11 protein-coding genes and 1 pseudogene are annotated in these 16332 nt (G+C 60.5%); 8 read left to right on the top strand and 4 right to left on the bottom strand.

Annotated elements, in window-relative coordinates:
- Positions 1-18: 18 nt before the first annotated feature.
- From AB4N44_RS13640 to AB4N44_RS13625, 4 genes are all read right to left on the bottom strand, one after another.
- Positions 19-3501, bottom strand: coding sequence for a calcium-binding protein (locus tag AB4N44_RS13640; protein WP_460108698.1), 3483 nt, complete (start codon positions 3499-3501; stop codon positions 19-21).
- 88 nt (positions 3502-3589) lie between these two features.
- Positions 3590-5356 carry a hypothetical protein gene (locus AB4N44_RS13635; protein ID WP_460108700.1) on the bottom strand — a complete coding sequence of 589 codons (1767 nt, stop codon included), beginning with the start codon at positions 5354-5356 and terminating at the stop codon, positions 3590-3592.
- Positions 5357-5926: 570 nt separating this feature from the next.
- Positions 5927-7243 (bottom strand): bifunctional DedA family/phosphatase PAP2 family protein, encoded by a 1317-nt coding sequence (locus AB4N44_RS13630; protein ID WP_127929911.1) that lies wholly within the window; start codon positions 7241-7243, stop codon positions 5927-5929.
- Between the two features lie 127 nt (positions 7244-7370).
- Entirely contained in the window at positions 7371-8066 is a 696-nt protein-coding gene (locus AB4N44_RS13625) for a DNA-3-methyladenine glycosylase (RefSeq protein ID WP_150751747.1), read from the bottom strand.
- 177 nt (positions 8067-8243) lie between these two features.
- On the opposite strand from AB4N44_RS13625, the gene AB4N44_RS13620 reads away from it, so the two are divergent.
- From AB4N44_RS13620 to AB4N44_RS13585, 8 genes and pseudogenes are all read left to right on the top strand, one after another.
- Positions 8244-9515: a glutamate-5-semialdehyde dehydrogenase gene (locus tag AB4N44_RS13620; protein ID WP_127929909.1), complete on the top strand. Its 1272-nt coding sequence runs from the start codon at positions 8244-8246 to the stop codon at positions 9513-9515.
- On the top strand, positions 9484-10206 hold the full coding sequence (nadD, locus tag AB4N44_RS13615) for a nicotinate-nucleotide adenylyltransferase (RefSeq protein WP_460108701.1): 723 nt from the start codon (positions 9484-9486) through the stop codon (positions 10204-10206). Before AB4N44_RS13620 ends, nadD begins: the two co-directional genes overlap by 32 nt.
- Before the next feature lie 72 nt (positions 10207-10278).
- The gene (gene rsfS, locus AB4N44_RS13610) at positions 10279-10773 is read left to right on the top strand and encodes a ribosome silencing factor (protein ID WP_016986117.1); all 495 of its coding nucleotides are present in this window, start codon (positions 10279-10281) and stop codon (positions 10771-10773) included.
- Between the two features lie 9 nt (positions 10774-10782).
- Complete coding sequence (gene rlmH, locus AB4N44_RS13605) at positions 10783-11250, top strand: 23S rRNA (pseudouridine(1915)-N(3))-methyltransferase RlmH (RefSeq protein WP_003185785.1); 468 nt, start codon at positions 10783-10785, stop codon at positions 11248-11250.
- A 10-nt stretch (positions 11251-11260) separates the two neighbouring features.
- Entirely contained in the window at positions 11261-13156 is a 1896-nt protein-coding gene (mrdA, locus tag AB4N44_RS13600) for a penicillin-binding protein 2 (protein WP_150751745.1), read from the top strand.
- A gap of 31 nt (positions 13157-13187) precedes the next feature.
- A complete protein-coding gene (gene rodA / locus AB4N44_RS13595; protein WP_049802149.1) occupies positions 13188-14291 on the top strand; it encodes a rod shape-determining protein RodA in 1104 nt (367 codons plus the stop codon).
- Positions 14292-14308: 17 nt separating this feature from the next.
- Positions 14309-15319 carry a lytic murein transglycosylase B gene (gene mltB / locus AB4N44_RS13590; protein ID WP_460108702.1) on the top strand — a complete coding sequence of 337 codons (1011 nt, stop codon included), beginning with the start codon at positions 14309-14311 and terminating at the stop codon, positions 15317-15319.
- Positions 15319-16328, top strand: a pseudogene (locus AB4N44_RS13585) (septal ring lytic transglycosylase RlpA family protein). The gene mltB and the pseudogene AB4N44_RS13585 overlap by 1 nt, the downstream one beginning before the upstream one ends.
- Positions 16329-16332 lie beyond the last annotated feature (4 nt).

Raw genomic sequence — 16332 nt, 5'->3', positions numbered from 1 at the left:
AATGTTGGGTAGACGTGATCAGGTTTTCTGCTTTGAACTGATCAGCAAGTCCTCAGCCCTGACCTGGCTCTGCGGATCGCTGTCGACGCTCCAGTACTTTTTCGCCGAGCGGTAAACCACCTTGCCGGTTGTGCCCTTGGCGCTGAGGTGGGTGACATGAACGTTGGCGGCCAGTTCGTTACGCTGTCGATGCGCTTCGATGTCTGCCAGCAGTGCTTCGACACTGGCAAAACGGCGGGCGTCGATGACGTACAACTGGAAGACTTCGAACAGCAGCGACACTTCATAGATGTTTTCCGCAGACGTCACGACGCTGACTGACTCCACGGGTGATTCAGCGTTGATAGTCGGCAACTCAACCATCGCGCTACCGATGCGCAAGCGGTTGGCGTTCAGTTGAATATCGTCGCGCTTGACCGTTTCCTTCAGGGCACTGGTGAAAATGTTCCAGATAGAAGCGTCAGCGGTGTTGGCGGCGGCACCCGGCGTCGAGAGGCGCACGATCGAGTTGCTGGCAAGGTACACGTCGTAACTCGAGCTTTGCCCATCGAGCACGTAGATGCCGGTGTGTGGGCCTGGCGGAATCACCACTTTGCTGGGCTGTGCTGGCAGCGAGAGCTTTTCGCCGGGCACGGGGCGGGTGAACAGATAATTCCCTTTCCGCCGCTTCAGGCAACTGCGCGTGCTTTGGCTGCGGGTGCCGGGATTGCGGACATCGTCTTCGTAATCCAGATCCGGCACTTGCAGGCGATACGACACTTCATCCTGCAGGATCAACACGACGTCCTGTGCGAGCAGTGGTGTCGTCACTTTCAGGCTGTTTCGGCCGCTGTAACCGGTGGCTGCGGGGATAGTCTGAATCACCCCTTTGAATGTCACGATCTTCTCTGGCAAGTGCAGCGCCAGATCGATGTTCTTGTAGGTGAGATGCGTGTTGCCGGACACACCCTTGCGCACTTCGACGTTGTAGCTAACGACCACGTCGCTGATTTCAGTGCTTTTGAAATCCAGATGGATCGTACGCGAGGTCTGCGCAACCTGTTGCCTGGCGACGAACTCGACGTTGCCCGCCATGCGCGACAGATAATGCCGTTTGCGCCCCAGGTCATTGATCTCCACCGTACCGCCATTGACGATTTCTGCAGCGGGGGCCGGTTTGCCGGCAACGCTCACTGCCACGTCGACACGCTCGATCAGGGCCTCGCCCGGTTTCACTGGCAGCAGCGCCAGCAGTTCGTATTCGTCTTGAGTCTTGAACACCAGTTTGTCGTTTTTCAGCTGGCGCTGGCCATCGACCCATTGGTAGACATTTGCGACGGTGAGGACGTGCTCGGGGTCGCTGCCATCCTTGCCGCGCAGGGAGCGGACCCGAAGTGCAGTGTCGTTGATTTCCCAGTGCTGGATGATGTCCTGCGGCCAGCCAAACTCGATCAGGCTGGCGTGTTCGCCATCTTCGACAATCGTCGTGCGTGCGCAGGTATCGGCAATGTAATAGCGATCCATCCCGCTGCCGCCATCGACCCGGCAGTCGATGCCGCCGATGGCGATGGTGTCGTCACCGCCGCCAGCGTTGACCTGGTCGTAACCATTCGCAGCGATGCGGTTGGCTTCATCGCTGCCGGTCACGCGGCTGGTGCCTTTGCGCAACGTCGACACGTTTTCAATCGATGTCAGTTGGGTGACGTGGAGGGCATCGACATCGGGATCAAGGCCGCGCAGGCTGACCTTGCCGCTTTGCAGATTGATGTCATGGCCGATATTGCGCGTGTCGTTGCGCGGGCGGCTGCCCTCGAACGCCAGAGTGTCGGAACCTGCACCGCCATCCAGCACGCTCAGATGCGCCGGTTTGCTTGTCCGGTCGAGTTCCGCCTCGGTGACCTCTTGATAGAACGCGTCGCTTTTGGCGCCGCCCGTCAGCGCTTTGTGATCCGCTCGATAGGTGAAAATATTGGGCTGGTTCTCCAGCCCGATCACCCGGTCATTGCCATCACCAAGGCGCCAGAACACACCTTTGCCATCGCCGGCACTGCCGGAGACCTTGCCCTCGAGGTCTGCCGGCAGACCCTTGCCGGCATCGATGACGTCGTCGCCTTCCACGACCGCCGCATAACTATCGACTTTGAACGGCTGTTCATCCGCGCTTTCATCCCATCGGTAGCGCCAGATTTCCACGGGTTTGAGTTCTACCCGAAACGCACCGTTGACGACGTGTTCGAGGGAGTGTTTGTACGCGCCGTCGAGCATCTGGCGGGCGGACATCTCCAGTTGGCCCTTATGGTCGCGATAGCCCTTGGACAGCTTGAAACGGTCCATGACGTCCTTGTCCAGTTCCTGACGGGTGAAGGCGAACCAGCCGGAGCGCAGACGCTCGTGAAACGTCAGTTCGATGTAGTCGTCGATGTCATCGACCACGCGCGCGGCCTGGTAAATCAACGAGGTGGCGATCAGCAGCCCGGCGGCGGCCAGGCCAAGAGGGCCGGCAACGCTGCCGAAACCGGCCACAGCCGCCATGCCCAGCGCCAGACTGATGGCCGCGCCGGCGACACTCAGCCCACCGCTGACGTAGTGGTCCTGGGCTTCTTTGCCGCTGGTGACTGCTGCGGCATTGAATGATGTCACTGCATCATTGATGTCGAACGGCAAGGTGATAATGCTGGCAAACATCCCGGCGCCGCGGCTGAGGTATTTGCCAAAAGAAGTCCGCGGAAAGTACCGGAAGACATTGCCACTCTGGGTGAGCATGGCCTGGCCGCCTTTGCTGAAACCCTGTTCCAGGATCAACGAGCCCAGCTCGGCGGCAATCGAGCCACCCTGAATCCAGGCTTCCCGAGTCTCTCCGTTCTTGATGGCATCGAGCATGGCCCGGTAGCCGCTGTAGATACCGAACGCCTGCATGCCGACACCGGCGCCGCTCATCAGATAGCTTTTGCCTCTGTTGACCCAACCTGGCGAGTTTTCAAATGAGTCGACTTTCTGGATGTCCAGTTTCTGCGCGGCGTGACACAAACGATTGAGGCGTTCCATCACACTGCCCGGCTCAAGGCCGGCGGTGCCGACGAAGAGTTTTCCGGCATTGAACGAGCGCTGGCTGGAAATTTCAAAGAACAACAGCCCGGGGCCATCGATGTCGGCGGTATCGATGGCCTTCAGTCGTGCGTGGGCCTTGGTCGCATCGAAGTTGAGAGCGTCCAGAAAAGCCTGATCGACCTTTTGCATGCCGGCATTCGCCGGGCTGATGGGCTGACCATGCACTGTCGCGCCGAAGGCCTGCAGTTCGACGCGAGTGGTCGTGACTTCGCCAATGCGTAAGGGGCCAAAATGTTTGTCGAGGGATTCCAGTGTGCGCATGAAGGGGGCATCCGGATCCGTCTGGGTGGCGATGCTTTTGCGCACGACAGGACGCGGCTGGCGTCCATGGGGATTGGCCGAGGCTTCGATCTGCTCCATTCCCAGTGCCCGGGCCTCAAGGGCTGCGATGCTGGGTACTATGAGTGTTGACACGTATTAGTCCTTTAATGAATTGCGCTATGAACCGGCATCCGAGCCGGTGCGTTTCTGTAAGGCACGTTGCGCAGATGACTGCCGGCACTTACGGCCAGGCGATGTCGTAGGCGAATTCGTTGCGGTTGCCCGAGAGTCTGATGATCGGTTGACCCGCCGCTTCGACGCTGTCGATCAAGCGGTCATATTCGAAGGCGTTGGCATGTCCGGCATGGGTGGCTGCCTCGATGCGCTCGGCGCGGTCGCCGGCCTGAGTTCTGATGTCGTCGACCTTGGCGCCTTTGGTCTGGGATGAGTTCAGCAGCCAGATGCGTTCTGCCGCCAATCCGCTGCGGGTAACCGAAATCAGCCCTTCGAAGTCGTCGGAGGGGAACCAGGTAGGGCGGGTATCGCGGGCTGCGGAGTTGAACAGCATGTTCTCTTCATGCGGGACCACTTCCAGGTGGCGGGTGTCGAGGACATACACAAACATCTCTTTTTGTTTTTCGCGGGTGCTGCGGTAATGCCGGTCGTGATCCCAGGCAATCGGGCTGTCCGGATTGGACCAGTCGGACGACGCCGTACTTTCCGTATCACTGGCATCACTGTCCGAAGACGACTCATCGGCCCTGCGTCCCGGGTACTTGTTGGTCTGGCTGTTGTAACGCAGATATTCGGGATCAGGTTTGCTGGCATACGTCTGCCCCTCATCGAGGCTGAACGTGGCACTGATCGGCCTGTGCGTAGTCGCCCCCGGTTCGTGGTGGTAGCGCGGCAGCATGGCGCCGTCATTGGCCAGTTCGAACGGTGTGCGCTCATCGCCGCGAAACAGGGCCGGAATGTCGGTGCGGTACAGGCAGTTATTCTTGTTGCGCAGGTAACCGAGCTTCGTCAGGAGCGCTTCGCGCACTTCAGGGGTCAGGCTGCTTTCGGGGTCGTACCAATCGTGTCGGGCATCGCGTTTGAGATTGAGTTCGCTGACGGCATCGCGGCTCAATTGTTCGAGGCGCTGAGGATTGCCGGTGTCCTCGGTCAAGCGCTTGTGCGCCTCGGCCCACTCGGGGATTGCCAAGGTGTTTTTGAGTTCCTGGCGCAAGCGCGTCAACTGGCTCGGCAGCAGATTGTAGGCCTGCAGGAAAGTTTCGCTTTGCTGGCGAGTCATGGTCGGCTGCAGCCAGCGCAGGGCGTCGCTCAGCAAGTCACTGTGCGGGTTGCCGGTCTCTCGGGCTTCGGCCCATTGTGGCGGTCTGCCGCTGGACCCCGCTTCGGCACGAAACCTCAAGATGTCCTGGCCTACGAGGCTGTACACCTGCCAAATTTCGTGATCGGTCCAGTGTTTCAGGTGGGCGGGTTCTGCGCCAAACCCTGCCGCAGGCGGATCGACCCGGACCGGGTTGCCGTATTTGTTCCTGAAGGCAAACTGGATGTCGGCCGGATTCGTGCTCAGGAAGGGCGTGAACTCGTAATAGCCTTGAGCATCCGGTGAACGATAGGTAGGCCTGTAGCGAGCCTGATCGATCTCGGTGGGTGTATCGGTCGTTCGAGGCTGCTTCGGAGCAATCGGCCTGACGCTAGGCATCCCGGGGCGCTTCTGCGAAGCCGCTTCGGGTGTCAGCCGCTCAGCACTGACTGGCGGGATCTCGCTGACCTGTTCGCTCAGACGCCAGGTCGCACGGTCCTGGTTTTTATAAAGCCTGGGGCCAGAGGGATGACGCTCGGTCAGCAGTTTGCTCCGCCAGACACCGTAATCGTCGGTGCCGGCATGGGTCGTTTCGAGACGGCCCTCGTATTCGACGTCGACAAAACGGCGGCCGACAATCCAGCGAAAGCCGTCTTCGTCCGCCGGCTGCATGCCGTGCAGAAAGTCTTGTTTCAACCAGTATCGATTTCCCGTCCCGTCCCGTCGTGACGGGATGTCCCAGGGGGTTGCGAGGGCAGGGCACTGATCGTAATGGCGGGAGGAAGGACCGGGTCAGTCGCGCCCGGAGCCTCGATGCTGCGCGGCGGGCCGACGGAGTCTGCAAAACCGGGCAGCCGCCAGGCCGCAGGGCCCCCTGGGGATGGCGCAGGTGTCTGCGGGTCGGGTTGTCGAAGGATCGATGTTGGTTTGCGCGGTATCTTCGGACTCATGAATGACTCGAATCAATAGATAACCAAAACACGCGCCGTAGTTAACGTTGCGTTGGTTGAAGTGTTTTGATGATCGAAAGTTATTGAATTGGCTGAGTCAATCTAATGGTTTTTCCGCGGGGTGGAATGCTTTATCTCGGTGTTGTGCGGGCAATTATGTAACTCGGTTTATGCCGGGTTTATATGTACGAAAGTTGATAGTTGGTTGCCTGAAAACTTTCCCATGACAAGCAAGTTTGAATAGGGCAAGAGCGCTGCTCTCGTCGGAAGTTTCCGAAAAGAGCCGCGCAAGAAAATAACGCTTGTGAAGTTTCAATCAATAAGCGTAACGCAACAACGTATGCGGAAGATGCCGCAGTACGAAGAAACCGAACATTGCCAGCATCGCCGGCAGGATCAGCCACCAGACTTTGAAGGGCATGGCATTGAGCGATGTCGAACGCTGGCTCAGCCACAGGCTCGCCGCACACACGCAACTGGCCAGCATGGCGCCGGCGAGCACGTCGGTTGGCCAGTGCGCACCGAGATAAACCCGCGACAGGGCGATGGCCAGTGCGGGCATGCAACCGATCAGCAGCCAGGTCAGACGCATGCGCGGTGGTTGCCCGCGACCGGCCAGCACAGCGAGGCTCAGAAACAGCGCGAACGCGCCCGAGGCATGGCCACTGGGCATGCTGTAGGTGGTCAGCGGGTCGGTCAGGACTTCCGGGCGCACGCGGGCGAAGAAGTATTTGGTTGCGGTGTTGGCCAGTGCGGTAACCAGCAACGTGCCTGCGGTAAAAAGCGCGTGACGCCATTGCCGGCAGATCAGCAGCAGGACGACGAGCAAAGCGCTGAACATGAGCATGTTGCGGAACTCGCCGATCAGCGTCAGCGTGACTGCAATTTCATCCAGCATTGGCTGGCGATGCTCCTGCACCAGTGTCATCACGCCCTGATCGAGTGCTGTCAGATACGGATAGCCGACGAACAGGCCCGTCAGAATCAACAGGCTCATGCTGCTGATCCAGATCGTCGCGCGACGGTGACGGCGCAAGCTGCTGTTCACGCTGAGACCAACCATTGCGGCGATGCTCCCGGCGACAATGCCGGCTTGTAGCCAGAACCCTTCAGGCAAGGGCAGGCGGAAGGCCGCGCCAGTGGCCCAGCCCGGCAGCAGATAGGCCAGACTCCAGCCGGCGGCGGCCAGCAGGCTGACAGCGGCGAAACGCGGGAAGGGCATGTCGCACATGCCGGCGACCATTGGCAGCATCGGCCGCAGCGGCCCGATGAAGCGGCCGACCAACAGGCTGGCAATGCCGTAGCGCTGGAAATACGACTCGGCGCCGGCCATCCATTCCGGATGATGGCGTAACCCCGGCAGGCGCCGAATGTTTTGGTGGAAATGGCGGCCGAGCAGATACGAAACAGCGTCGCCGAGAATCCCGCCGAGAAAACCCAGCAGCAGGGTTTCGCTCAGCGACAATGCGCCGCTGCCGGCCAGAACGGCGACGGCAAACAGCAGCACGGTGCCCGGCACGATCAGACCGGCAATCGCCAGGCATTCCACAAAGGCAACAATGAATACCGCCGCAGCCAGCCATTGTGGGTTGGCCGCCAGCCACCCGGTCACGCTATCGAGCCATGGGCCCATACAGAAAAACTCCAAACCATTGATGATCCCTATGCAGGAGCTGCCGCAGGCGGCGATCTTTTGATCTTGATCCTTAAAACAAAGTCAAAAGATCGCAGCCTCCTCCAGCTCCTGCACAGGTTTGTGTTTACAGCAGAAAATAATCCCGGCCTTCGACCTGACCGCGGCGCAGCGGGTTCCGCGTGCACCATTGCGCGTAGGCAGCGTCGACAAAGCGATACATCAGATGTTCATCGCGGCCATGGGGAATGCCCAGGCGTGTGGTTTGAATGATGCGCGAAGGTGCCGGCCCGGTGTCCTCTACCAAAAGGACGTCATGATCGAAACGCTTGGCGTCCCACACTGGCACTTTCAGCCCCAGCGCTTTGCACAGCAGGGTTTGCCCGGCGCAGAGTTTTTGCGAAGGACGCGCACGTCCCTGAGCGTCGGGGTTATTCAACAGCATTTGCGCCAGACTCGCCGGCCCGCTGACTTCATCGACCCACGGATAAGCGGATTTGATCAATACCGCATTGCCCGGCCCTTGCGCGCTGAAATTCAATGAGTCACCGCCACGGGCGTAATACATATAGATGTGGCCGCCATCCAGAAACAAAGCCTTACGCTTTTCTGTGTAGCCCAACGAAGCGTGGCTGCCTTTTTCGGCGCAGTAATAGGCTTCGGTTTCGATGATTCGCGCGCTTAGCCACAGGTCGCCGACCCGGTGGCGAATGACTTTGCCGAGCAGGTCCTGCGCCAGCACTTGTGCATCTCGGTCGAAAAAGGCGTCCGGGAGCCCCAGCGGCAGGCGTTCGGCACGGTTGCGAACGGTCAGGTTGGACATGGCAGGTAACGTTTATCCAGGCTCAGGAGGTCGTGATGATAACAACGCACGGCTTAATTGGGCCTGAACGCCGGCGAATCCGCGTTCATTTCGACCATCCGCCCGTCACCGCTGTTAGTCCCGGGACGCGACAGCTATAATCTGCCGCTTTCCTCTTTGCCAAGACCCCAGCAGACCATGACTGAGTCCGTTCTTGACTACATGACCCGATTGGGTCGCGCCGCCCGCGAAGCCTCCCGGGTCATCGGCCGTGCCAGCACCGCGCAGAAAAACCGCGCCTTGCAGGCTGCTGCCAATGCCCTCGACGCCGCGCGCGCCGAGCTTGCCGCAGCCAATGAACAGGATCTGGCCGCCGGTCGCGCCAACGGTCTGGAACCCGCTTTGCTGGAACGTCTGGAACTGACCCCGGCGCGCATCGACGGCATGATCGTTGGTTTGCGTCAGGTCGCCGCGCTGCCGGATCCGGTCGGTGCGATCCGCGACATGAGCTTCCGTCCGTCGGGGATTCAGGTCGGCAAGATGCGCGTGCCGCTGGGTGTGATCGGGATCATCTACGAATCCCGTCCGAACGTGACCATCGATGCCGCCAGCCTGTGCCTCAAGTCTGGCAACGCGACCATCCTGCGCGGTGGCTCCGAAGCGATTCATTCCAACCGGGCGATTGCCGCGTGCATTCAGCGTGGTCTGGCCGAAGCCGAACTGCCCGCTGCTGTGGTGCAAGTGGTCGAAACCACTGACCGTGCCGCCGTCGGCGCGATGATCACCATGCCCGAGTACGTCGACGTGATCGTGCCGCGTGGTGGCCGTGGCCTGATCGAACGCATCAGCCGCGATGCCCGCGTGCCGGTGATCAAGCATCTGGACGGCATCTGCCACGTTTACGTCAGTGCAAACGCCGATCTGCCGAAAGCCCAGCGCATCGCCTTCAATGCCAAGACTTATCGTTATGGCATCTGCGGTGCGATGGAGACGCTGCTGGTTGATCAGACGGTTGCCAAGGATTTCCTGCCGTCGATGGCCGCCCAGTTCCGCGAAAAAGGCGTCGAATTGCGCGGCTGCGAGCGCACCCTGGCGATTATTGACGCCGTTGCGGCCAGCGAAGACGACTGGAGCACCGAGTACCTGGCGCCGATCCTGTCGATCCGTGTGGTCGAGGGTCTGGATCAGGCGATTGAACACATCAACCATTACGGCTCCCATCACACCGACTCGATTGTCAGCGAAAACCTCGCCGATACCCGGCGCTTTGTGGCGGAAGTCGACTCGGCGTCGGTGATGATCAACACCCCGACCTGCTTCGCCGATGGATTTGAATACGGATTGGGTGCCGAGATCGGCATTTCTACTGATAAGCTGCACGCCCGCGGCCCGGTGGGTCTCGAAGGACTGACCTGCGAGAAGTACATCGTGGTCGGTGATGGCCAGTTGCGCGGCCAGGCGACGGTCTGACTTGACCGACCTCGACCTGACAGCGCCGCAGACCGGCAGCGAGTCCCGCCCCCGACGCATCGGCGTATTGGGCGGCACGTTCGACCCGGTGCACATCGGCCATTTGCGTGGTGGGCTGGAAGTTGCCGAAGCGCTGGCGCTCGACGAGTTGCGCCTGATGCCGAATGCGCGGCCGCCACATCGCGGTACGCCGCAGGTGTCGGCGCAGGATCGCTTGGCGATGGTCGAGTGTGCGGTGGCCGGATTGCCGCCGCTGGTGGTGGACGCCCGCGAATTGCAGCGGGACAAGCCGTCCTGGACCATTGATACCCTGGAGTCGATGCGTGCCGAAATGCCCGCCGAGACCCAGGTTTTTCTGCTTTTGGGCTGGGACGCATTTTGCGGCCTGCCCACTTGGCATCGCTGGGAAGAGTTGCTCCAGCATTGCCACATCCTGGTGCTACAGCGCCCGGACGCCGACAGCGAACCGCCGGATGCCTTGCGCAACCTGCTGGCAGCGCGTTCGGCGAGCGACCCGCTGGCCCTGAAAGGGCCGAGCGGACAGATTGCATTCGTCTGGCAGACACCGCTCGCGGTTTCCGCCACCCAGATCCGTCAACTGCTGGCCAGCGGTAAGTCGGTACGTTTCCTGGTGCCCGACGCGGTCCTGGCCTACATCGATGCGCACGGTCTTTACCGTGCGTCGAACTGAGCAAGGCGTGCTTCACTGATACGAATCCACGTATCGCCAAGCCGCCGAATATATGAGCAAAACGAGTTTTATATGACTGACAAAGACCAAACCAAAGTAAAGCGCAAAGGCACATTCAAGAGCGCCCCGCTGCCTGAACCGGTCAACACCAACGAGCCGCTGAAGGGCGACGAGCTGGTCAAACTGGCCGTAGCCGCTCTGGAAGACGTCAAGGCGCAAGACATCCAGATCATCGATGTTCGCGACAAGCAGAGCATCACTGACTACATGATCATCGCCACCGGTACGTCCAACCGCCAGATCAACGCGATGCTCGACAAGGTTCGCGAAGAAGTCAAAAAGCAGGGCGCCAAGCCGCTGGGCGAAGAAGGCAAGGGCGACAGCGACTGGGTGCTGCTCGACCTGGACCTGGTGATCGTGCACATGATGACTGCCTCGGCACGTCAGTTCTACGACCTGGAGCGCCTGTGGGCCGGTGCCGAGCAGAGCCGTGCGGCCGACGCCAAACACCACAGCCCGGAAAATACCCACGAGCATTTCACCAAGCTCAACAAAGACCAGCTGTAAGGGATTGCTGTGCGACTGCGCCTGATCGCCGTCGGTTCACGCATGCCCAAGTGGGTGGAAGAAGGCTGGCATGAATATGCCAAGCGTCTTCCGTCCGAGCTGGCGCTGGAACTGGTGGAAATACCGCTCAATACCCGTGGCAAGAATGCCGACGTGGCCCGTTTCATCCGCCAGGAAGGCGAAGCCATGCTGGCCAAGGTCGGGCCGAACGAGCGGATCGTCACGCTGGAAGTCCACGGCAAGCCCTGGAGCACCGAGCAGCTTGCGGTCGAACTCGACCGTTGGCGGCTGGATTCGCGCACGGTCAATTTCATGGTCGGTGGCCCGGAAGGGCTGGCGCCGGAAGTCTGTGCCCGTGCCGATCAGCGCTGGTCGTTGTCGCCGCTGACGTTGCCGCACCCGCTGGTGCGGATCCTGATCGGCGAACAGTTGTATCGTGCCTGGACCGTGCTGTCCGGTCACCCTTACCACAAGTAATCCAGCCCTCATGTCTCAGCCGATCCGCATCAAGGACCACGAAAAGGACGCACGTCTGGTGCGTAGCCGCGTCGTGTTCGGGGCCATTGCGATCATGCTGTTGATCGGCGTGTTGATTGCGCGGCTGTATTACTTGCAGGTGATCCAGTACGAGTACCACTCGACACTCTCGGAAAACAACCGCGTCCATGTGCAGCCGATTCCACCGACCCGTGGGTTGATTTTCGACCGCAACGGCGTGGTGGTGGCGGACAACCGTCCAAGCTTCAGCCTGAGCATGACCCGTGAGCGCTCCGGCGACTGGCAGCAAGTGCTCGACGTGATTGTCGAAGTGCTGGAGCTGACGCCCGAGGATCGGGTGATCTTCGAGAAGCGCATGCGTCAGGGGCGCCGGCCGTTTGAACCGGTGCCGATCCTGTTCGAGCTGAGCGAAGAGCAGATTGCCCGGATCGCCGTGAACCAGTTCCGCCTGCCCGGCGTGGAGGTGGTTGCGCAACTGGTTCGTCACTACCCGCAGGGCGCGCATTTTGCGCACTCGGTCGGCTACATGGGGCGGATCAACGAGAAAGAGCTGAAGACCCTCGATCCGGTCAACTACAGCGGCACCCATCACATCGGTAAAACCGGCATCGAGCGTTTCTACGAGCCGGAATTGCACGGTCAGGTCGGTTACGAAGAAGTCGAGACCAATGCCCGAGGCCGCGTGTTGCGTGTGCTCAAGCGCACCGATCCGATTCCCGGCAAGGACATCGTCCTCAGTCTGGACATCAAATTGCAGGAAGCGGCCGAGGCGGCATTGGGCGGACGTCGCGGCGCGGTCGTGGCGCTCGATCCGAAGACCGGCGAAGTTCTGGCAATGGTCAGCCAGCCGAGTTTTGACCCGAACCTGTTCGTCACCGGCATCAGCTTCAAAGCCTACGCCGAGTTGCGCGATTCCATCGACCGGCCATTGTTCAACCGCGTGCTGCGCGGTCTGTACCCGCCGGGCTCGACGATCAAGCCAGCGGTGGCGATTGCCGGTCTCGATTCCGGTGTGGTGACGGCGTCGAGCCGAGTGTTCGACCCCGGCTACTACATGCTGCCCAACTACGATCACAAATACCGTAACTGGAACCGCACCGGTGACGGCTTCGTCGATCTCGATACCGCGATCATGCGTTCCAACGACACCTACTTCTATGACCTGGCGCACAAGCTCGGCATTGATCGGTTGTCGGCTTATATGAACAAGTTCGGCATCGGCCAGAAGGTCTCGCTGGACATGTTCGAAGAATCCCCCGGCCTGATGCCGTCCCGCGAATGGAAACGGGCGACGCGTAAACAGGCGTGGTTCCCGGGCGAAACCCTGATTCTCGGGATCGGCCAGGGCTACATGCAATCAACCCCGCTGCAGTTGGCTCAGGCCACCGCGCTGGTGGCCAACAAAGGCATCTGGAATCGTCCGCACCTGGCCAAATCCCTCGAAGGGGTGAAGCCGGTGGATGAAAACCCGATGCCGGACATTGTCCTGCGCGATCCGTCCGACTGGAACAAGGTCAACCACGGCATGCAGCAGGTCATGCACGGTGCGCGCGGTACTGCGCGCAAAGCGGCGATCGGCGCGCAATACCGCATCGCCGGCAAATCGGGTACGGCGCAGGTCGTGGCGATCAAGCAGGGTGAGAAGTACGACCGCTCCAAGGTTCAGGAGCGTCACCGCGACCACGCCTTGTTCGTCGGTTTTGCCCCGGCCGATGACCCGAAAATCGTTGTATCGGTGATGGTCGAGAACGGTGAGTCCGGCTCCGGCGTTGCGGCGCCGGTGGTGCGTCAGGTCATGGACGCCTGGCTGCTCGATCAGGACGGACGTTTGAAGGCCGAATACGCCAGCCCAATCAGTGCGGAGGCTACGGCCCGTGATGAATAACTTTGATCGCATGCTCTCCAGTGAGGATGTGATGCGTCGCCGCGCGACGTTGCTGCAAAGACTGCATATCGATGGCCCGTTACTGATCCTGCTGCTGATCCTCGCCGCCGGCAGTTTGTTCGTGCTGTATTCGGCGAGCGGCAAGAGCTGGGATCTGTTGGCTAAACAGGCCACTTCGTTCGGTATCGGTCTGGTGTCGATGATCATCATCGCCCAGTTCGAGCCGCGTTTCATGGCGCGCTGGGTGCCGCTTGGTTATGTGATTGGCGTGGTGCTGCTGTTGGTGGTGGACATCATGGGCCACAACGCGATGGGCGCGACGCGCTGGATCAACATCCCCGGGGTGATCCGCTTCCAGCCCTCGGAGTTCATGAAGATCCTGATGCCGGCGACCATCGCCTGGTACCTGTCCAAGCGCACGTTACCGCCACAACTCAAGCATGTCGGCATCAGCCTGATGCTGATCGGCGTGCCGTTCGCGCTAATCGTGCGCCAGCCTGACCTCGGTACTTCGCTGCTGATTCTGGCGGGCGGCGCGTTTGTGCTGTTCATGGGCGGGCTGCGCTGGCGCTGGATTCTCAGCGTGCTGGCGGCGGCGATTCCGGTGTCGGTGGCGATGTGGTTCTTCATCATGCACGACTACCAGAAGCAGCGAATCCTGACCTTCCTCGACCCGGAAAGCGATCCGCTCGGCACCGGCTGGAACATCATTCAGTCGAAAGCCGCGATCGGTTCCGGCGGCGTGTTCGGCAAGGGCTGGCTGCTTGGCACCCAGTCGCACCTGGACTTCCTGCCTGAAAGCCACACGGACTTCATCATTGCCGTACTCGGTGAAGAGTTCGGCCTGGTGGGCATCTGCGCGCTGCTGCTGATCTATCTCTTGCTGATTGGCCGGGGGCTGGTGATCACCGCCCAGGCACAAACGCTGTTCGGCAAATTGCTCGCCGGTGCGTTGACCATGACGTTTTTTGTTTACGTTTTCGTCAACATCGGTATGGTCAGTGGCCTGTTGCCGGTTGTAGGGGTGCCGTTGCCGTTCATTAGCTACGGAGGAACTTCGCTGGTGACACTGCTGTCAGCGTTTGGGGTTTTGATGTCGATCCATACCCATCGCAAGTGGATCGCACAGGTTTGAATAAGGTGAAGAGTTCAATGCAAGTAATGCGTGGCTGGGCGACTCGATGCGCGCCGCTGGTTGGCCTGATGGGCCTCCTGGGGAGCGTGCAGGAAGCGCTGGCCGGCGAATACGAAGGCTCGCCGCAGGTGGCCGAGTTCGTCGGTGAAATGACCCGCGACTATGGTTTCGCCGGTGAACAACTGATGGGGGTGTTCCGCGAGGCAGAGCGCAAGCAGTCGATTCTTGACGCCATTTCCAAGCCCGCCGAACGGGTCAAGCAGTGGAAAGAATACCGTCCGATGTTCATCACTGACGCGCGCATTGCTCGTGGTGTGGATTTCTGGCGTCAACACGAGGCGACCCTGGCCCGTGCCGAGCAGGAATACGGGGTGCCGGCACAAGTCATCGTGTCGATTATCGGCGTTGAAACCTTTTTCGGACGTAATACCGGCAATTACCGGGTGATCGATGCCTTGTCGACGCTCGGTTTCGACTATCCTCCCCGTGCCGAATTTTTCCGCAAGGAGCTGCGTGAGTTCCTGCTGCTGGCCCGTGAAGAACAAGTCGATCCATTGACCCTAAAAGGCTCGTACGCCGGGGCCATGGGTCTGCCGCAGTTCATGCCGAGCAGCTTTCGCGCCTATGCGGTGGATTTCGACGGTGACGGCCACATCAATATCTGGAACAACCCGGATGATGCGATTGGCAGCGTTGCCAGTTACTTCAAACGACATGGCTGGGTGGCCGGCGAGCCGGTGGTCAGCCGCGCCGATGTGCGGGGCGAGCAGGTTGATGAAGGCCTGACCACCGGCATCGAGCCGACGAAGACGGTCGGAGAGTTGCGGGCGCTGGGCTGGTCAAGTCATGATGCGCTGCGCGATGATATGCCGGTGACTGCATTTCGCCTCGAAGGCGACAATGGCCCCGAATACTGGATGGGCCTGAAGAATTTCTACGCGATCACGCGTTATAACCGCAGCGTGATGTACGCCATGGCCGTACATCAACTGTCTGAACAGCTGGTACAAGCACGGGGCGTCAAGTAATGCAGGCATTGCCTAACAGTAAACCCCTGAAGCTGGTGGCATTCGCTGCGTTGGCAGTGCTGGTCGCCAGTTGTTCGACCAGCCGTTCGCCGACCCAGAAAACCACGAATACCGCCGTGCGGGCGCAGCCGGGCCTGGACATCAACCGTGCGCACAAAGATGGCGCGCCGTGGTGGGACGTCGACGTGTCGCGCATCCCCGATGCCACCCCGACCCTGCACACTGGCCCGTACAAGGCCAACCCGTACACCGTGCTGGGCAAGACTTACTTCCCGTTGCAGGAATCCAAGACTTACGTCGCGTCCGGTACGGCGTCCTGGTACGGCACCAAGTTTCACGGTCAGAACACCGCCAACGGCGAGGTCTATGACCTGTACGGCATGAGCGCTGCCCACAAGACTCTGCCATTGCCAAGTTACGTTCGGGTGACCAACCTGGACAACAACCGCACGGTGATCCTGCGGGTCAACGACCGTGGGCCGTTCTATTCTGACCGCATCATCGACTTGTCCTACGCGGCGGCGAAAAAACTCGGTTACGCCGAAACCGGCACTGCGCGGGTCAAGGTTGAAGGCATCGATCCTCAGCAATGGTGGGCCGCCAAGGGCCGTCCGGCGCCTTTGATGCTCAACGAGCCGCAAGTCGCGCAGAATAGCGCACCGGTGATCACGGCCTCGGCCGGCACCGTTGAGCAATGGACGCCACCGCCGCAGCAACATGCCTCTGACACCGTCCCGGTGCCAATGAGCGCAAAAAAAACGCTTCTGCAACAGCGTCTGGCCAGTATCTGCAGGTGGGCGCGTTCGCCAACCCGGACGCTGCAGAACTGCTGAGGTCGAAGCTCAGCGGGATGGTGAGCGCTCCGGTGTTCATCAGTTCGATCGTGCGCAATCAGCAGACCCTGCATCGGGTACGTCTGGGGCCGATCGGTTCGCCGGGTGAAATTGCCCAGGTGCAGAACAGCGTGCGCCTGGCCAACCTTGGTTCGCCAAGTGTGGTCACCGAGTAATACG

The sequence above is a fragment of the Pseudomonas sp. S3_C06 genome (genome assembly GCF_054667675.1).
The sequence above is the reverse complement of the archived record's forward strand: the minus strand, read 5'-3'. Positions and strand labels throughout refer to the sequence as shown.

Bases quoted from the DNA above. Each gene is read 5' to 3' on its own strand.
- mltB (WP_460108702.1), top strand. From the start codon at position 14,309: ATGCAAGTAATGCGTGGCTGGGCGACTCGATGCGCGCCGCTGGTTGGC.
- AB4N44_RS13620 (WP_127929909.1), top strand. From the start codon at position 8,244: ATGACTGAGTCCGTTCTTGACTACATGACCCGATTGGGTCGCGCCGCC.
- mrdA (WP_150751745.1), top strand. From the start codon at position 11,261: ATGTCTCAGCCGATCCGCATCAAGGACCACGAAAAGGACGCACGTCTG.
- rsfS (WP_016986117.1), top strand. From the start codon at position 10,279: ATGACTGACAAAGACCAAACCAAAGTAAAGCGCAAAGGCACATTCAAG.
- AB4N44_RS13625 (WP_150751747.1), bottom strand. From the start codon at position 8,066: ATGTCCAACCTGACCGTTCGCAACCGTGCCGAACGCCTGCCGCTGGGG.
- nadD (WP_460108701.1), top strand. From the start codon at position 9,484: ATGGCCAGTTGCGCGGCCAGGCGACGGTCTGACTTGACCGACCTCGAC.
- rodA (WP_049802149.1), top strand. From the start codon at position 13,188: ATGCGTCGCCGCGCGACGTTGCTGCAAAGACTGCATATCGATGGCCCG.
- AB4N44_RS13630 (WP_127929911.1), bottom strand. From the start codon at position 7,243: ATGGGCCCATGGCTCGATAGCGTGACCGGGTGGCTGGCGGCCAACCCA.